This is a genomic window from Verminephrobacter eiseniae EF01-2 (assembly GCF_000015565.1).
Classification (GTDB): Bacteria; Pseudomonadota; Gammaproteobacteria; order Burkholderiales; family Burkholderiaceae_C; genus Acidovorax; species Acidovorax eiseniae.
Genome location: NC_008786.1, coordinates 4,615,821 through 4,632,381 on the forward strand (window position 1 = coordinate 4,615,821; position 16,561 = coordinate 4,632,381).

Genomic DNA, 16,561 nt, shown 5'->3' on the forward strand with positions numbered 1-16,561 from the left:
ATAAATAAACCAGAGACTCGCTGTTGAACATGGCCTCGACTTCTACGCACCTCGCCTACACCGGGCTGCGCGTGCTCGATCTCTCGCAAGGCATCGCGGGGCCGTACTGCGGCCAGATCCTGCGCCAGCTCGGGGCCGACGTGGTGAAGGCAGAGCCGCTCGAAGGCGACTGGAGCCGGCGCATCGGGCTGGCGCGGGGCGGCATGACCGCGATCACGATGGCCTTCAACCGCGGCAAGCGCAGCCTGGCCTGCGATGCGCGGCATCCGGAAGGCCGCGCACTGCTCGCCTTGCTTGCGGCGCGCACCGACATCGTGATCCAGAGCTTTCGCCCGGGCGTGGCGCAGCGCATGGGCCTGGGGCCTGCCGAGGTGCGCGCGGCGAATCCGTCGGTGATCTACCTGTCGATCTCGGGCTTCGGCCAGAGCGGGCCTGACGCGCAGCGCCCGGGCACCGACGCCATCGCGCAAACGGTCTCGGGCTTGGCCGTGGCCAACCGCGCACCCGACGGCACGCCGGCCACTGCCAAGCCCTACATCGCCGACGTGTCGTGCGGCCTGTACGCGGCCAACGCCGTCGGTGCCGCGCTGTTCGCGCGCGAACGCTCGCTCGAAAGGTTGGGCGCGCACCTGGACCTGAGTCTGCTCGCCTGCATGGCAGCGCTACAGAACCCGCTGCTCATCGAGCACGTCTGGCGCGGTGATGCACCCGCCACCGCTGCGACGGTACCGCAAGGCATCTACGCAACGGCGGACGGCCACATCGCGCTCGCGGCGATGAGCGATGCGATGTTCGCGGCCATTGGTGAGGTGATCGGTCGGCCCGCGTGGCGCAGCGATCCACGCATGGCCACGGCGGCAAACCGGCTGGCCGTTGCTGGCGAGATCGATGCGGCGTTGAAGGCCGCTCTGTCCACCCGCACGAATTCGCAATGGGTTGCAGCCTTCGCGGCGCGCGACATTTTGGGGGGCGAAGTGCGACACGCCACGCAACTGCTCGACGATGCGCAGGTGCGCCACCTCGGCCTGCTGCAGCCGATGACGCGCACGGACGACCCGTCGCTGCCGCCCTTGCCCGGCGTGGCCTTGCCCGGCATCGATGCCACGCATCACGTGCCGCGCGCGCCACGGCTCGGCGAACACACGCAAGAGATTCTTCGCGAACTGTGCTTCGATGACGCCCACATTGCCGCGCTGATGCAGGCGCGCGTGCTCGCCTCGTCGCCCACGCCGCACTGACGCACTGACGCACTGACCACGCCACTCCCTCCCCTCCTGAAGCACACCATGGACACAGCAACCCCCACCGTCCCCCAAGATGCCCCCGTGCGCTGCGTGTCGCGCGGCGCCGTCTTCCAGATCGAACTGAACCACCCCGAAGCGCGCAATCCGCTCGGCCCCGAGATGATCGATGCGCTCGATGCCGCGCTCACGCAGGCCATCGAGATGCCGGCCGCACGCGTCGTGCTGATCACGGCCGCAGGCGAGGCCTTCAGCGCAGGCGGCAACCTCGGCAACATGGCCGAGCGCCTGAACGCGCCGCCCGGCGCCAACGGCAAGGACCCGATCGCCCAAGGCAACCGGCGCTATGGCGACTTCCTGCGCAGGCTCTGCAGTGCGCCGAAGGTGGTGGTGGCCAGCGTGCGCGGTGCCGCGATGGGCGGCGGTGCGGGGCTGGTGTGCGCAGCCGACATCGCCATCGGCGCGCAGGGTGCGAAGTTCGGTTTTCCCGAAGCGGCCATCGGCCTCGTGCCCGGGCAGATCCTGCCCTTCGTCGCAGCGCGCATCGGCGCACAGGCCGCGCGCCGCCTCATGCTCACGGGCGAGCGCATCGATGCTGCCGAAGCGCATCGCATCGGCCTGCTCGACTACCACGTGGCCGATCCCGAGCAACTGGCTGCGCGCACCGACGAACTGCTGGCACGCATCGTCGCCTGCGCGCCCGGCGCTTCGGCCGCCACCAAGCAGATGCTCCACACGGTGCTCGGCGCCAAGCGCTGGTGGAGCGACGAGTTGCCCGGCTACCTCGACGAGGCCGCCGACACCTTCGCGCGGCAGATGCGCAGCGAGGCCATCGAAGGCGTCGCCGCTGCGCGCGGCAAGCGGGCGCCGAACTGGCAGCAGGTCATCGCCGCGCGCGATTGAAGAGAACACATTTTAAGGGGGCGGCATGACCATCGATGCCGTCATCGTTTCCACCGCACGAACGCCCATCGGCAAGGCCTACCGCGGCGCCTTCAACGACACGCATGGTGCCGTGCTCGGCGCGCACGCCGTGCGCCATGCCGTCGAACGCGCCGGGCTGGCCCCCGACGAGATCGAGGACGTGATCATGGGAACGGCCCGCCCCGAGGGCAGCACGGGCATGAACATCGGCCGCATCGTCGCGCTGCGCGCCGGGCTGCCGAAACACACGGCGGGCGTGACGGTGAACCGCTTCTGCAGCTCGGGCCTGCAGGCCATTGCGATGGGCGCGCACAGCATTCTGTGCGACGGTGTGCCCGCGGTGGTGGCAGGCGGGCTCGACGCCGTGAGCCTCACGGTCAACACGGACACCAACACCTACCGCCAGCGCGACTCGTGGCTGGAGCAGCATGTGCCGGGCCTGTACCAGACCATGATCCAGACCGCCGAGAGCGTGGCCACGCGCTACGGCATCGGTCGCGAGCAGCAAGACGCTTACGGCCTGCGCAGCCAGCAGCGGGCGGTGGCCGCGCGCGACGCCGACGCCTTCGCGCAAGAGATCTCGCCCATCGAGGTGCGCAAGCTCGTGGCCGGCAAGGACGGCGCACCCGACACGCACGAGGACATCACGCTGACGCACGACGAAGGTCTACGCAGCACGTCGACGCAGCAGTTGGCGGCCCTCAAGCCGGTGATCGAAGGCGGCCATATCACGGCAGGCAATGCGAGCCAACTTTCCGATGGCACCTCCGCCTGCGTGCTGATGAACAGCCGGCTGGCCGAGCAGCGCAACCTCACGCCGCTGGGCATCTTCCGCGGCTTTGCCGTGGCCGGCTGCGAGCCCGACGAGATGGGCATCGGCCCGGTGTTTGCGGTGCCGCGCCTGCTCGCGCGCTGCGGCGTGCGCGCCGACGACGTCGGTCTGTGGGAACTCAACGAAGCCTTCGCCGTGCAGGTGCTCTACTGTCGCGACCGGCTGGGCATTCCGGACGAGCGCCTGAACATCCACGGCGGCGCGATCGCAATGGGCCACCCGTTCGGCATGTCGGGCTCGCGGCTCGTGGGCCACGCGCTGATCGCCGGCAAGGCGCTCGGCGTGCGCCATGTGGTCGTCACGATGTGCGTGGGCGGCGGGATGGGCGCAGCGGGGTTGTTCGAAGTTGTTTGAGCACTGCGCCCCGCGTGCGCAACCGCTCCTCGGGGCGCGAGTGGACTGAAAACCTCTTGGTTTGTCAGTACAGCCTGCCAAGGCGCATTCCTCTGCGCTCACCCCTAGTGTCTCGTCACCGATCAGATGTCGTAGGCTGCGCGCAGCCATCGGAGCGCAGCGCAAGGCGCATCGCGCAGCCCATACCGAGCTGTATTGGCAAGCGATGCAACGCCGCGATGCGCTTCGATGGCCAGCGCAGACCGACAGATGATCGGTGACGCGACACTAGGCCCTTTGGCGTCAAAGATCAGTGGAATCGCCTTCCCCGGGTGGCCTCCCTATCGATCAGTGCACAGATCCATCGCGCAGCCGGTACGCCACGCCATCGCGGCCGGGGTCGGCGCCGCCATGCAGGCCATCGGCCTGTACCTGCACGCCGTGCACCCAGCCGATGGTGTAGTTGTACGGGTTGCGGCCAATGGCGTAGCCCTGCGCTTCCAGCGCGCGCGTGGTGGAACGCGGAATGCGGTTGCACACGTCGATGGCATTGCTGGTCGACGAAAAGCGCGGCGCCGACACGGCCGCCTGCATTTCCATGCCGTGGTCGATCACGTTGAGCAGCACCTGCAGCACGCCCATGGCGATCTGCGTGCCGCCGGGGGCGCCGAGCACCACGTCGAGCTCGCCGTTCTTGAAGGTCATGGTGGGGCATGACGAGGTGAAGCGGCTCTTGCCCGGCTGGATGCTGCCGGCGCGGCCCGGGCGCGGGTCGAACACGCCCATGCAGCCGTTGTAGAGAAAGCCCATGCCCGGCGTGATGATGCCCGAGGGCATGGCCAGCGAGTGGGTCAGCGAGACGGCGTTGCCGTCGGCGTCCACCACGCTCAGGTGGGTGGTGTCGCGCGGCACGGACGCACCGGGGTTCACGCGCGCCACGTTGAAGCGATGGCCCGTGCGGATCTGCTCGGCCACGTCGCGGGCCATGACCTTGGACAGCAACTGATCGAGCGGCACGTCGAAGAACTTCGGGTCGCCGATGTTCTGGTCCTTGTCGATGGTCGCCTTCTTCATGGCCTCGCACACCCTCTGCAGGTATTCGGGGCTGTTGTGTTCCAGGCTCGCTAGATCGAAGTGCTCGAGGATGTTGAGCATCTCCAGCAGCATGGCGCCGCCGCCCGGGGGCTGGTTGGTGGTGATGGTGCGGTCGCGGTAGCGGCCCACCAGCGGTGCGTTGCGCTGCACCTGATAGCGGGCCAGGTCGTCGTGCGTGATCAGCGCGCCCAGCGACTGCAGGTGCGTCACCATCTTCTGCGCCAGGTCGCCCTGGTAGAACGGGCGCGCGCCCTCTTCGGCAATCTGGCGCAGCACGGCGGCCATGCCTTCGTTGCGTAGCGGCGCACCGATGGGCTTGGGGCGGCCGTCGGGACGGCAGTACAGCTGGCGGCTGTCTTCGCAGTACTGCAGTCGCTCCAGGTTGCCGACGCGGCCCATGGTGGGCTCGTCGATCCAGAAGGCGTGCATGCCGGGGCGCACGAAGTAGCCGTCCGCGGCCCAGCGGATCGCGGGCTCCACCACCTGCCGCCACGGCAGGCGGCCGTGCGCCTGGTGCATGACCTCCAGGCCCTTGAGCGTGGCCGGCGTGCCGATGGACTGGGGGCCGATGTCGTTGACGCGGCCCTTGAGGATGAAGCCGAAGCCGTCCTTGGTCTCGCCCTCCAGCAGGTGCTCCCACATGTCTTCCCTGGCCGCCAGCGGCGCGGGCGAGTGGAAGTCGAAATACTCGTGCACCTGCGCGCCGGGAAGGTACACGGCCGCGGTGCCAAAACCTGCGATGCCGCACATCAGCGGATCGACCACGGTCTGCGCCAGCGCGGTGGCCACGGCGGCATCCACCGCGTTGCCGCCCGCGCGCAGGATCTCAATGCCCGATTCGGCGGCCTCCGGCTGCGGGCAGACCACCATTGCTTCTTTTTTCATGACTTGTGCTGACGAACCCCTTGCTGCGTCGTCGACACAACAAGGGGTGAGGATGGGAGGAAAAGAGAGCGGCGCTTGCGCCGATCGCCGCCTTACTTGGCGCTGAGGTTCAGCGCCCCGAGCGTGGGCCCCCAGGCCTTGGTGTCACGCGCCGCCGTTTCCATGACCAGCGCGGAAGGGCCCGACATGGCAATCACGCCCATGCTCTTGAGCTTGGCCTGCACGTCGGGACTCTTGTGGAAGGCCGCCGTCGCCTTGTTGAGCTTTTCCACGATGTCGGGCGGCGTGCCGGCGCGTGCCACCACGGCACTCCAGCCCATGTTGTCGAAGCCCTTCACGCCCAGCTCGCCCAAGGTGGGCACATCAGGCAGCTCAGGGGTGCGCTGCGGCGACAACACGGCCAATGGATTGAGCTTGTGGTTCTTGATATGGGGCAGCGCCGTGCCATACACCGGCGCCATCACTTCGGTCTGCCCACCGATGGTGGCCAGGATGCCGTCGGCCTCGCCCTTGTAAGGGATGTGGGTCATCGAAATGCCCAACGCATTGGACACAAGCTCGACTGCCAGGTGGGTGGAGTTGCCCAGGCCGGCGGATGCGAAGTTCAGCTTGCCCGGCGCCGCCTTCGCTTTTTCCGTCAGGTCCTTGAGCGTCTTGATGCCCGTGGCGGGATTGGCCGACAGCACGAACGGCACCGTGGTCAGCATGGTCACGCCAACGAAATCCTTCTCGGGGTTGTAGGGCAGCGGCTTGTAGGTGAACTGGTTGAGCACCATCAGCGACACGCTGCCCAACAGCAGCGTGTAGCCATCGGCGGGCGCGTTCAGCGCGGTCTGTGCGGCAATGATGCCGCCCGCACCGGGCTTGTTCTCCACCACGATGGTGGCGCCGATGACCCTGCCTGCGTGCTCGGCCCACAGGCGCGCGATCGTGTCGCTGCTGCCGCCCGGCGCCTGCGATACGACCAGGCGCACGGGCCGGCTGGGGTAGGAGGCTTGCGCGTACACGGTGGTGGCCGCGGTGACCGTGACGGCCGCGACCGCGACACCCATCAGGATCTTGTAGACGTTCGTGATTGCTTCAGGCACAGGGATTCCTCTGAGGGTCTGACATAAAAGATGAAGTAATTTTCATGACAACCCTGTCATCCGCCTAGTGAAAATGCAAAATGGAAGCATGAAGGTTTACTCATGATCGAGCGTTCAGAAGGCATCTCCTGGGCGCGGGGCATCAAGGTCCGGCATCTGGAATCCTTTCTGGTGCTGGACGAGGCGGGCACGCTGACCGAAGCGGCGGCGCGGCTGCACATGACGCAATCTGCCATGTCGCACTGGCTGGCAGAACTCGAACGCGTGGCGGGCACGCCGCTGGTGGTGCGCGGGCGCAAGGTGCAGCTGACGCCTGCGGGGCATCTGCTCAAGCGGCTGGCCATCACCGTGCTGGGCGACATCGTCCGCACCGGCCGCGAGATGCATGCGGTGGCCGCGGGACGTGTGCCGCGTCTGAACGTGGGCAGCGTCTGGGCCGGCATCGCCGGCGGCCTGCCCGAAGCCGTGACCGCGTTCCAGCAGCGCCATGCCGACGTGGCCGTGTCCATTCACGACGGGCTGTTCGACGACCTGCTCAAGGGCTTGGACACGCGTGCCATGGATGCCGTGATCGGCGTTCTGGATGCCAGGGCGCACCAGCCGCAGTTGGCGCATCACGTGCTCTTCGACGACCAGGTGAGCATCGTCATCGGCCAGGGCAGCAAGCACTGGCACAGCGAGCAGCCGCTGGGCTTTGCAGACGTGCTGCGCGAGCAATGGGTGATGCCGCCCCTTGGCACGCTCACCCGCATCCAGATGGATGCCTACCTCATCGAGCAACAGGCCTCGTGGCTGGTGCCCAAGGCAGAAACCGCCTCGCTGGCCATGATGCAGGCCCTGCTGCACAAGGGCGACTATGTCGGCGTGTGCGCGGAATCCATGGCGGACTACATGGCCTCGCTGGGGCTGTTCCGGAAGGTCGCCATCGATTCGAACATCCGCTTCGGCCCGATCACCGTGGTGTGGAACCGCGAGCACGTCTCGGCAACGCTCATGGACTTCATTGATTGCCTGAAGGCGCATGTGCGGGGCTTGCCTGCCGCACAGGTGCAGGAGGCGCCCCGCGCTTAGCGGCCCGCGAAGGCAAGTGCCTCAGTTCGAATTGGAAGCCTCGTAGACCACCACTGCCGCGGCCAGGTCCTCCAAGGCGGTCCCCACCGCCTTGAAGACGGTTCGCCCGTCACGCTCGACGCGTCCCTGAATCCGGCCCGCGGCCAGGTCGGCCAACTCCCCCGCCACATCGTCGGCGGCGAACACGCCGCGCGATAGGGGCCCGAGCAATTCGCCACTCTTTTGCAACGCTTCTTGTGTATCGACAAACAAACGCGCGCCGGCAAAGCATGCATCGTCGGCTTCGCGCATCTGCGGCGTGAAGCTGCCGATCAGGTCGAGGTGGCTGCGAGGCCGCAGCCACGCGCCCTGCACCACCGGCTGCGTGGCAAGCGTGGCACAGCTCACGATGTCGACGTCGTTCATCGCCTGGGCGAGGTCGGGCGCGACAGCCGCCTCGATGTTCTGCTCGCACAGCCGTGCAGCGAGTGCCTTCGCCGCAGATTCGTCGCGGTCCCATACCACCACGCGTTCGATCGGACGCACGGCGCGGTAGGCCTCGGGAATCAGACTGCCGACACGCCCGCAGCCGACGACCAGCAGGCTGCGCGTGTCGGCAGGCGCGAGGTAGGACGCGGCCAGGGCCGATGCGGCAGCTGTGCGGCGCGACGTGATCTCGTTGCCGTCGATCTGCGCCAGCGGCTCGCCCGTGCGTGCGTCGTACAGCACATAGGTCGAGAACAGCCCGGGCAGGCCGCGCTGCGCGTTGTCCGGGAAGATGGTCACCGTCTTGATGCCCAGGTAGCGGTCGTGCTGCCACGCCGGCATGACCAGCACGGTGCGGGGCGCGGCGTCCTTCCCGGCCTGGAGCGAATGCGTGTGCCGCAAAGGCACCTCGCAGCCGGCGATGAACATTTCTCGAAGGGCCGGGATCAGGCGGTCGAAAGGCAATGCACGGCGGGTGCTTTCGGTATCGATGATTTTCATGAGGTTGCGGATGGAATCAGGTGAATGAAAGTGCCGGCAGTCATGCCTCGAGCACCACGTCTTCGAGCGGGACGGCCTGGCAGGCAAGGCACACGGCCGGGTCTTCCGGTTCGCTGCCGTGCAGATGGCGCACCTTGCCGCTCAGCAGGCGCACGGCGCAGCTCTCGCACTGGCCCACGCGGCAGCCGCTGGCCATCTGCACGCCGAGCGACTCGCCAAAGGTCAGCAAGGTGCCCTGCCGGGGCGTCCACGTCACGGGGGCGTGGCCCGAGCGCGCGAAGCTGACGGTGAAGCGCTGGTCGCCGTCGGTGGGTGGCGTGGTGGGCGAGCGGAATACCTCGCTGAAGATGTCGAAGCGCGGAACGCCCCGCGCCACCAAGCCGGCGGTCACCGCGTCCATCATGGCCGGCGGTCCGCACAGGTAGAAACGGGCACGCTGCGCGATCAATGCGTCGTCCACCACGCTCGCGTCGATGAAGCGGTCCGACTGGTAGTCGATGCCCTGGCGCTCCTGCAGCCGTGGTGCGTTGTAGTGGTCGACCACTTGCAACTGCGGCAGGCGCGCGCGGTGCTGCGCAATGCGCTCGTGAAACGCGTGGGTCGTGCCGTTCTGGTTGGCGTAGTAGAGCCAGATGGCCGGCCCCTGCGCGCCGTCGGGCAGCGACTCGAGCAGGCTGATGAAGGGCGTGATGCCGATGCCGCCCGCGAAGAAGACCAGTGGTTGCGGCGAGTGGCGCGGCAGCACGAAGCCCCCGGAGGGCGCCCGCAGCGCGAGGGTGTCGCCGACCTTCAGTGCGCGGTGCAGATGGCTCGACACGCGCCCCTCGTGCGGCGTGCCGTCGGCCGAATGGCCGCGCTGGTGGCGCACGGCCACGCTGTAGCTGCGCCGGCCCGGCACCTCGGCCGCGCCCGTGAGCGAATAGGCGCGCGTGACCTGCGTGCCGTCGTCCAGATGCAATTGCATCTCGATGTGCTGACCGGGTCGGTAATCGGGCAGTTCGCCGCCGTCGACCGGCTCGAAGTGGATGCCCAGCACGCCGTCGGCCTCGGGCCGCAGCGCGCTGATGCGAAAGGGCCGGTAGCCGGACCACTTGCGCTGCCGCATCTCTGTGGCCGGGTCGCGTTCGATGTCGCAGAGAAAGGAGCGATGCGGCACCGAGCCGCTCACCGGGTCGCAGCTGTCGGCGGATATCAGCGCGTTGAAGTTGCTGCCCAACGCGCCTTCGACGGGCAGGCCGTCGCGGTCGAGCTCGGGGCAGCTCTGCCACCAGCCGAACTCGGCCACGATGACGTCGTCGCCCAACTGGGGCGTGACGCGTGCGACGAAGCGGGCCTCGCCCACGCGCGTGCGGATGCGCATCCAGTCTCCGTCCACGATGCCCTTGGCGGCCGCCAGCACGGGGCTCAATTCGGCCACCGGATCGGGCGCGCGCTTGCGCAGCGAAGGCAGGCTGCGGTGCTGGCTGTGGCAATAGAAGCCGTTCTTGGCCGAACTCAGCACATAGGGAAAGCGGCCCTGGCGCGTGGCCTTCGCATCGCGTGGCGTGTCGGCCGGTTCGACGAAGGTGGCGACCGGCGGCTGGCCGTGGCGCAGCAGGGTTTCGGAATAGAGCTCGACGCGGCGCGTCGGAGTGTCGAAGCCGCGCACGCCGGCGGGCGTGGCGCGGGCGTATTTCTGCTCGCTCGCGTCGATGGCGCAGGCCATGCCTTCGGGCCGCGCGCGCAACTGGTCGACCGTGAGGCCGAGCGGCTCGAGCATGTGGTTCCACCCCGCATCGAGGCTGCCGCCGAAGAAGCCGTCGCCCATACCCAGGCGGGTGGCCAGGTCGAACAGCACGTCGTTGTCGGCGCGCGATTCGCCGCGTGGCGTCACCATGCGCTGGCGCAACTGCACCCAGCCGGCTGCACGGTCGTCGATCTCGAAGCCGATGCGCAAGCCTTCGCGCTCCCAGGGTGTGTTGACCGGCAGCAGGATGTCGGCGTATCTGGCGGCGGGTGTTTCGAACAGGTCGCAGTGCACATGGAATTCGAGCTGCGACAGTGCCTGGTGCGCGAGCGCGGTGTCGGCCTGCGACACGGGCAGGTTGGTGCCGAAGGCCATCATCGCGCGCACCTTGTAAGGCTCGCCTTCGAGCATCACGCGGTAGGTGTCTCGCGCCGTCACCCAGCCGTGCGCGGGGGGCCCAACCGGGCGCTCGGCCAGACCGAGGGCCTTGGCGCGCTGCGCGTCGGGCAGCAGTGAGAGCGAGTTGACGGCGTTGACGCGCGGACCGACGCGAACGCGGTTCCCGCCGATGCGGTCGAAGCTCCCGCACAACGCGTACAACGTGGCGACTGCGCGCTCGGCTTGTGTGGCGTTGGTGTGCTGGCCGATGCCGGTCCAGGCGTGATAGGCCACGCGGCGGCAAGTGCCGAACAGGTCAGCGACCGCGCGCAACGAGGCTTGCGCAACGCCGGTGATGCGTTCGACATCCGGCGGCGTGTAGGCGGCACAGCCCTGGGCCAGCAGCTCGAAGGCTGGCGCGCACGACAAGCGCTGTGCGCCCACGTCGATCTCGAGCGCGCCGCGCAGGCGGAAGTGGGCTGCGTCCTGGGCTTGCGCCGCCTGCTCGGTGTCATAGGGCACCGCGCAGCCCCGCGCGTCGTTCCACGCCATGAAGCGGTTGCCCTGGGCATCGGGCCACAGGTCCTGCTCGCGCAGGAAGTGCCCGTTGTCGCCGCGCACCAGCAACGGGGCATTGGTCCACGCGCGCACGAAACCTTCGTCGAAGCGCGCGTCCGCGATCAGCAGGTGGATCAGGCCCAGCGCCAGTGCCGCATCGGTGCCGGGCCGCACGGGCAGCCAAGCGTCGGCCTGCCGCGCGAGCGCCGTGGGACGCGGATCGATCACCACCATCTTCGCGCCGTTCGCGCGGCCGCGGCCGATGGCATTGGCCTGTGCCAGCCAGGTGTTCGCGGGGTTGTGCCCCCACAGCACGATCAGGTCGGCCTGCGCGTAGTCGGCCGCGGGCATGCCACAGCCGAAGGTGAAGGCGTGCGCGAAGTCCTTGTGCCAGTTGCAGACCTCGGTCGCGTAGCAGATGTTGGGGCTGCCGAAGAGGCGCACGAAGCGCTCGATCCAGTCGATGCTGTCCGTCAGTGGCGTGCCGCTGGGCGTGGTCACGGCGAACACCACCGACTCGGCGCCGCTCTCGGCCTTGATGGCGCCCAGGCGCTGCGCGGTCTCGGCCAGCGCCTCGTCCCAGCCGATGCGCACCCAGCCCGGGTCCGCTTCGGTCTTGGGCCGGGTGCGGCGCATCGGGTAGCGCAGGCGGTGCGGGCTGTGCACAAGCTCGGGCGCGGCCTTGCCCTTCATGCACATCGCCTGGCCGGTGGGGTGCGAAGCGTCGGGCCGCACCGACACCAGCATGTCGCCCTGCACCTCGTTGAGCGTGCCGCAGCGCGAACGGCAGAGCGTGCAGTAGCCCTGCTTGGTCTGCGTGGGCGCCGCCGTCGTCATCACTTGCATCCGGAACCTGCGCGGCTCAAGGCATCACCGGCGCGACATAGCTCAGCGTGCGCCCGAAGGCCCAGAGCATGAAGAGCACCAGCGGCGCATGCACCAGCAATTGCAGGAAGGTAAAGCCCACGATGTCGCGTGCCTTCAGCGACAGCACGCCCAGCAGCGGCAGCATCCAAAACGGGTTGATCAGATTGGGCAACGCTTCGGCCGCGTTGTAGACCTGCACGGCCCAGCCCAGGTGGACCTTCAAGTCGTTGGCCGCTTGCATGACGTAGGGCGCCTCGATGATCCACTTGCCGCCACCCGAGGGAATGAAAAAGCCCAGCACGGCGGAATAGGCGCCCATCACCACGGCGAAGCTGTCGACGCTGGAGATGCTCACGAACAGATGCGCGACGCGGTCCGACAGCGTGATGCCTGCGCCGCCCTTGGCGCCGGTCAGCATGGCCGCGATGGCACCGTACAGCGGAAACTGGATGATCACGCCCGCCGTCGACGGCACCGCACTCGACACCGCGTCGAGAAAGCTGCGCGGGCGCCAGTGCAGCAGCAGCCCGATCATGAAGAACAGCAGGTTGTAGGTGTTGAGGCCCGAGATTGCGATCAGCGGGCTCTTGGCCATGAACTCCTGCGCCAGCCAGCCGAAGCCCAGCGCGCACAGGAGCAGCGTGAGCAGCGGGCTGCGCTCGAACCACTCGCCGGGGCGGCGCTCGGCGGACTCGGGGGCAACGGGCTTGGCTTCCGTGAGGTCCACGCCCAGGTCCTGCGCCGTGACCGCGTGCTCCGCGTCGGGCGCCGACCACAGTGCGATGGCCACCGACACGACCATCAACACCAGCGCCATGGCAACCGACTGCCACAGGAAGATGGTCTGGCTGAACGGGATCACGCCGGTGATGTCAAGAATGCTCTTGGGCAGGCTGCTGGCGTTGGCCTGCAACTGCGCCGCCGACGAACTGAGCCCCAACGCCCAGGTCGCGCCCATGCCGAGGTAGGCCGCCGCGCCGCCGGCGCGGTAGTCCATGCGCAGGTCGAGGCGGCCGGCCAACGCGCGCACATAGAGCGCACTGAAGATCAGCGAAATGCCCCAGTTGAAGAGCGACAGGATCATGCTGATCGCCGCCACGTACGCGATGGCCTGGCGCCCCGACACGGGCAGTGCGGCCAGCTTGCGGATGAGTCGCGCAGCCGGTGGCGAGGTCGCCACCACGTAGCCGCCGATGGCCACCAGCGCCATCTGCATCGTGAAAACAATGAGGCTCCAGAAGCCGTCGCCGAAGGACTTGGCCACCGCCTGCGGGCTCGATCCGTTCAGCAGCGCGGCACCCGCGACCACCACCACGGCGATGGCCGCGAACACGAAGGCGTCGGGAAACCAGCGCTCGGCCCAGGCGGTGAAGCGCAGGCTCAGGCGGCTCAACAGTCCAGCATCGGCTGAGGCCTCTTGAGGAACAGGGGGGTGGGCGCCGTGGCCGGCGGAAGTGTGTGATGTCGATGGCATGGGGGTCTCCTTATATCTTTCAGATCATTCAAACTTCAGTGGTCAAGGCGTGGTTGCCAGCCTTGATTGCTGAACTGGTTGACTCACCACCGTGCAGCCTGTGTCTCCTGCGAGCCCGAGCTCGAATTTCAGCCCAGGGCGCACGGTGGTGGTCTGTTTGTTCTGCCGCATCCCGAATGGTTGACCGAACACATTTCGTATTCATAAGGCTGGGAGCCACAGGACTTGTATGAGTGAACCCGTTTATGTAGGTATCGACGTGGCCAAGCGCACCTTCGAGGTGGCCACCACTGGTCAAGCACAGACCTTCAGTCTTGGCAACGATGAGGCCGGGCATGCCCAGTTGTGCCAACTGCTGGCGCCGCTGTCGCCGCGCCTGGTGCTGCTGGAGGCCACTGGCGGCTACGAGCAGGACCTGGCGTTTGCCTTGTCCGCGGCAGGCTTGCGTGTGTCGGTGATCAATCCGCGCCAGGCGTGCGAGTTTGCCCGTTGCGTGGGCAAACTGGCCAAGACCGATCGCATCGATGCGCAGGCGCTGCGCGGCTTTGCAGCCTTGCTGGACGCCCAGGGTCACGAGCCGCGCATGCTGGCCGACGAGCAGCAGCGCGCGTTGACCGCCCTGGTGGTGCGCCGCCGCCAACTCATAGCCATGCTGGTGGCCGAACGCCAGCGACTGGCCCTGGCACATCCCAAGGCCAAGCCCAGCATCTTGCGGATCATGGCTACCATTGCCGAGCAACTCAACGACCTGGACGGGCAGCTCAAGGAGCATGTCCTGGCGCACCACGCCGATCTGGCGGCCTTGCTGACCTCGGTCAAGGGCGTGGGTCCCACCACGGCCAGCACGCTGCTGGCGCAACTGCCCGAGTTGGGCCAGCTCAATCGCAAGCAGATCACCTCGCTGGTGGGCTTGGCCCCCATCGATCGGGACTCGGGCACGCTGCGTGGGCAGCGCCACATCTTCGGTGGTCGCGCCGACGTGCGCCGCGTGCTGTTCGTGGCCGCCTTGGTAGGCACGCGCTTCAATCGCGTGCTCAAAGCCTTCTATGCAAGGCTGCTGGCCGCCGGCAAGCCCAAAAAGGTCGCTCTGCTCGCCTGCATGCACAAGTTGTTGGTCATCTTGAACGCCATCGCTCGCACCAAGTCGCCTTGGCGCAACGAACTTGCTGAAGCGGTTTGACTTTGTCATTCAAGATGGTTGCTGGGACGCTTCACCGAATCTGGCGCGGTAGGCGGCCGCAAACCGACCCAGGTGTGAACAGCCCCAGTGCAGGGCCACTTCGGACACGCTCGCATCGCTGGCGCCTCGCCTCAACTCCGCCCGGATCCTGTCGAGGCGCAGCGTGCGCAGCACCTGCATGGGCGACAGCGCGTAGCAGGACTGGAAAGCGCGCGACAGACTGCGAATGCTCACGCCGCAGTGGTCGGCGATGTCCTTCAGCGAGATCTCCTGCTGCAGGCCGGCCTCCATGAACTCGCGCGCGCGGCGCAGGTGCCTCGGTGCCAAGGCGGCCGGCTGACCGCTGAAATGCTCACGAACCGACATCGACTGCGCGCACGGGAGGTGACGCATCATGGCTTCTTCGGTCATCCGGACCTTGGGCATGGACAGCGGTGATGGATGGGCGAGCTGTTCGCAGAAGTAGCGCATCAACGCGTTCCATTGCTGTCCGTCGACCGAATCGAGATCGATCTCCCGGTCGAAGCACAGCGGCTCGCTGGCGTGTGTTCCCGTCAGATCGTCATACACCTCGTGCAGCCGGCGCAGCGGAACCTTCAGGATCATCTGAGTGGACCCCGGCGCCCAATCCAGCCGAAGTGGCACATTCGACGGCAGAACCACGCTGTGCAGCCCGGCCTCACCGTCCAATGCCCTTCCCGGCAGGTGATGCCGACCCGACCACTGAGTGCGGTCTGCACCAGCAGGAAGTCCTGTGCAGGCTGCGTCTCGACCGTGACTGCATCGCCGTACTCCAACAGGCAGACGCTGAGCGCGTTGGCCTCGATGCCGTAGAAGCGAGCCGCCAGGGACGACCCACTGGGCTGCAGACAGTGCTCGTTCAGTGCCGCCCCGACCCGGGCTCGGATCTCCTCGATGTCCTGCGATGTGAACAGCGCGTGCTGCCTGAGCAGTGCTCCGGTTTCTCCAGTCAATGCGTGGGGCATCGTCTGTCTCCATGCTTGTTCACTCTGCCGTTCTTGGCAGGTGCAGGCTTTCAAAATGGCCCCAAGAATGCACACCGAAGAAGCCTGGCGCTGCATCGGTCTCAGGCCGGGGTGCCCTCCGATTCGGTCATCGTGAGCATTTTCCTGACCATACGGCCGGTTTCCCGATAGTGTTGCGCCAGCAGCCCGGCCGCGCGGCCCGCGTCGCGCGCCACGGCCGCATCCAACAGTTGCCGGTGCTCGGTGCCGACATCGCGCTCAAGGTTCCAGTAGCTCCGGTCACGCAGGCTGGGTTGCCGATAGCGCTCGGTCTGGGCATAGAGTTGATCGGACAGGCCCAGTAGCCAGCGCGAGCCGCAGGCTGCCATCAGGCAGCGATGAAAGTCATGGTGCCGGTCCTCCAGTTGAACCTCGTCCGGGCATTCGGGGGCGCCGGCGTCGGCGGCCCGCCGGCCGGTCGCCAGCATCAACGCATGAAAGGAGGCGACCAACCTGGCCTCCCACTCGTCGTCGCCGCGCGCGAGCGAACGCCGCAGCGCCTCGCAGTCGATGACGATGCGCGTCTCGATCACGTCCCACATCTCCTCCTCGGAGAACGGGGCCACCCGGAACCCGCGCGACGTCGTCGAGATCACCAGCCGCTCGCTGTGCAGGCGGTTCAACGCCTCGCGCAGCGGGGAGAAGCTGATTCCGTAACGTTCCTTGAGGTATTCGAGCCGCAGCGGCTGGCCAGCCGGAATCGCACCGGAAATGATGTCGCGCCGCAGCATGCGGTGCGCCTGCTCGGCCAGCGTGATCTCTTCGTAGGAAGCGCCCTGAAAATCCCCCAGCGACGCGGCCGGTTTGACCACCTTGATGCGGGGCTTCATGACAGCCCTCGCGCACAAGCGCCCGGCCCGGGCCGACGCAGATCGGCCTCGGGCATTGCGCCCACGGTCTGTTGATGCAAGGGGTCTT

The 16,561-nt window shown here is 67.6% G+C and carries 14 protein-coding genes; 5 read left to right on the forward strand and 9 right to left on the reverse strand.

Going from position 1 to position 16,561, the window contains the following annotated elements; translation table 11 throughout:
* Positions 1-29: 29 nt before the first annotated feature.
* The 3 genes from VEIS_RS20295 to VEIS_RS20305 are packed head-to-tail and all read left to right on the forward strand — an operon-like array spanning position 30 to position 3,351.
* The gene (locus VEIS_RS20295) at positions 30-1,238 is read left to right on the forward strand and encodes a CaiB/BaiF CoA transferase family protein (RefSeq protein WP_011811883.1); all 1,209 of its coding nucleotides are present in this window, start codon (positions 30-32) and stop codon (positions 1,236-1,238) included.
* A gap of 48 nt (positions 1,239-1,286) precedes the next feature.
* Entirely contained in the window at positions 1,287-2,144 is an 858-nt protein-coding gene (locus VEIS_RS20300; protein WP_011811884.1) for an enoyl-CoA hydratase/isomerase family protein, read from the forward strand.
* A 25-nt stretch (positions 2,145-2,169) separates the two neighbouring features.
* Positions 2,170-3,351 (forward strand): acetyl-CoA C-acyltransferase, encoded by a 1,182-nt coding sequence (locus tag VEIS_RS20305; RefSeq protein WP_011811885.1) that lies wholly within the window; start codon positions 2,170-2,172, stop codon positions 3,349-3,351.
* 115 nt (positions 3,352-3,466) lie between these two features.
* On the opposite strand, the gene VEIS_RS27005 is transcribed toward VEIS_RS20305, so the two are convergent.
* The 3 genes from VEIS_RS27005 to VEIS_RS20315 all read right to left on the reverse strand — a co-directional run bounded on the left by VEIS_RS27005 (position 3,467) and on the right by VEIS_RS20315 (position 6,398).
* Entirely contained in the window at positions 3,467-3,619 is a 153-nt protein-coding gene (locus VEIS_RS27005) for a hypothetical protein (protein ID WP_157048417.1), read from the reverse strand.
* A 59-nt stretch (positions 3,620-3,678) separates the two neighbouring features.
* The gene (gene ggt / locus VEIS_RS20310) at positions 3,679-5,310 is read right to left on the reverse strand and encodes a gamma-glutamyltransferase (protein ID WP_011811886.1); all 1,632 of its coding nucleotides are present in this window, start codon (positions 5,308-5,310) and stop codon (positions 3,679-3,681) included.
* Between the two features lie 92 nt (positions 5,311-5,402).
* Complete coding sequence (locus VEIS_RS20315) at positions 5,403-6,398, reverse strand: Bug family tripartite tricarboxylate transporter substrate binding protein (protein ID WP_011811887.1); 996 nt, start codon at positions 6,396-6,398, stop codon at positions 5,403-5,405.
* Between the two features lie 102 nt (positions 6,399-6,500).
* On the opposite strand from VEIS_RS20315, the gene VEIS_RS20320 reads away from it, so the two are divergent.
* Positions 6,501-7,469 carry a LysR family transcriptional regulator gene (locus VEIS_RS20320; protein ID WP_011811888.1) on the forward strand — a complete coding sequence of 323 codons (969 nt, stop codon included), beginning with the start codon at positions 6,501-6,503 and terminating at the stop codon, positions 7,467-7,469.
* A gap of 21 nt (positions 7,470-7,490) precedes the next feature.
* Here VEIS_RS20320 and lhpI read toward each other — a convergent pair whose 3' ends face one another.
* From lhpI to VEIS_RS20335, 3 genes are read right to left on the reverse strand one after another with little or no spacing between them, the layout of a single operon-like run.
* Complete coding sequence (gene lhpI, locus VEIS_RS20325; RefSeq protein ID WP_011811889.1) at positions 7,491-8,435, reverse strand: bifunctional Delta(1)-pyrroline-2-carboxylate/Delta(1)-piperideine-2-carboxylate reductase; 945 nt, start codon at positions 8,433-8,435, stop codon at positions 7,491-7,493.
* A 40-nt stretch (positions 8,436-8,475) separates the two neighbouring features.
* A complete protein-coding gene (locus VEIS_RS20330) occupies positions 8,476-11,943 on the reverse strand; it encodes a molybdopterin-dependent oxidoreductase (RefSeq protein WP_011811890.1) in 3,468 nt (1,155 codons plus the stop codon).
* Positions 11,944-11,959: 16 nt separating this feature from the next.
* On the reverse strand, positions 11,960-13,438 hold the full coding sequence (locus tag VEIS_RS20335; RefSeq protein ID WP_011811891.1) for a short-chain fatty acid transporter: 1,479 nt from the start codon (positions 13,436-13,438) through the stop codon (positions 11,960-11,962).
* Between the two features lie 229 nt (positions 13,439-13,667).
* Here VEIS_RS20335 and VEIS_RS20340 point away from each other — a divergent pair, with 229 nt between their 5' ends.
* The gene (locus tag VEIS_RS20340; protein WP_011811892.1) at positions 13,668-14,618 is read left to right on the forward strand and encodes an IS110 family RNA-guided transposase; all 951 of its coding nucleotides are present in this window, start codon (positions 13,668-13,670) and stop codon (positions 14,616-14,618) included.
* Between the two features lie 9 nt (positions 14,619-14,627).
* Here VEIS_RS20340 and VEIS_RS27010 read toward each other — a convergent pair whose 3' ends face one another.
* From VEIS_RS27010 to VEIS_RS20355, 3 genes are all read right to left on the reverse strand, one after another.
* On the reverse strand, positions 14,628-15,224 hold the full coding sequence (locus VEIS_RS27010; protein ID WP_011811893.1) for a helix-turn-helix transcriptional regulator: 597 nt from the start codon (positions 15,222-15,224) through the stop codon (positions 14,628-14,630).
* Positions 15,221-15,604 (reverse strand): AraC-like ligand-binding domain-containing protein, encoded by a 384-nt coding sequence (locus VEIS_RS29945; protein ID WP_011811894.1) that lies wholly within the window; start codon positions 15,602-15,604, stop codon positions 15,221-15,223. Before VEIS_RS29945 ends, VEIS_RS27010 begins: the two co-directional genes overlap by 4 nt.
* A gap of 101 nt (positions 15,605-15,705) precedes the next feature.
* Positions 15,706-16,473, reverse strand: coding sequence for a GntR family transcriptional regulator (locus VEIS_RS20355; protein WP_011811895.1), 768 nt, complete (start codon positions 16,471-16,473; stop codon positions 15,706-15,708).
* Positions 16,474-16,561 lie beyond the last annotated feature (88 nt).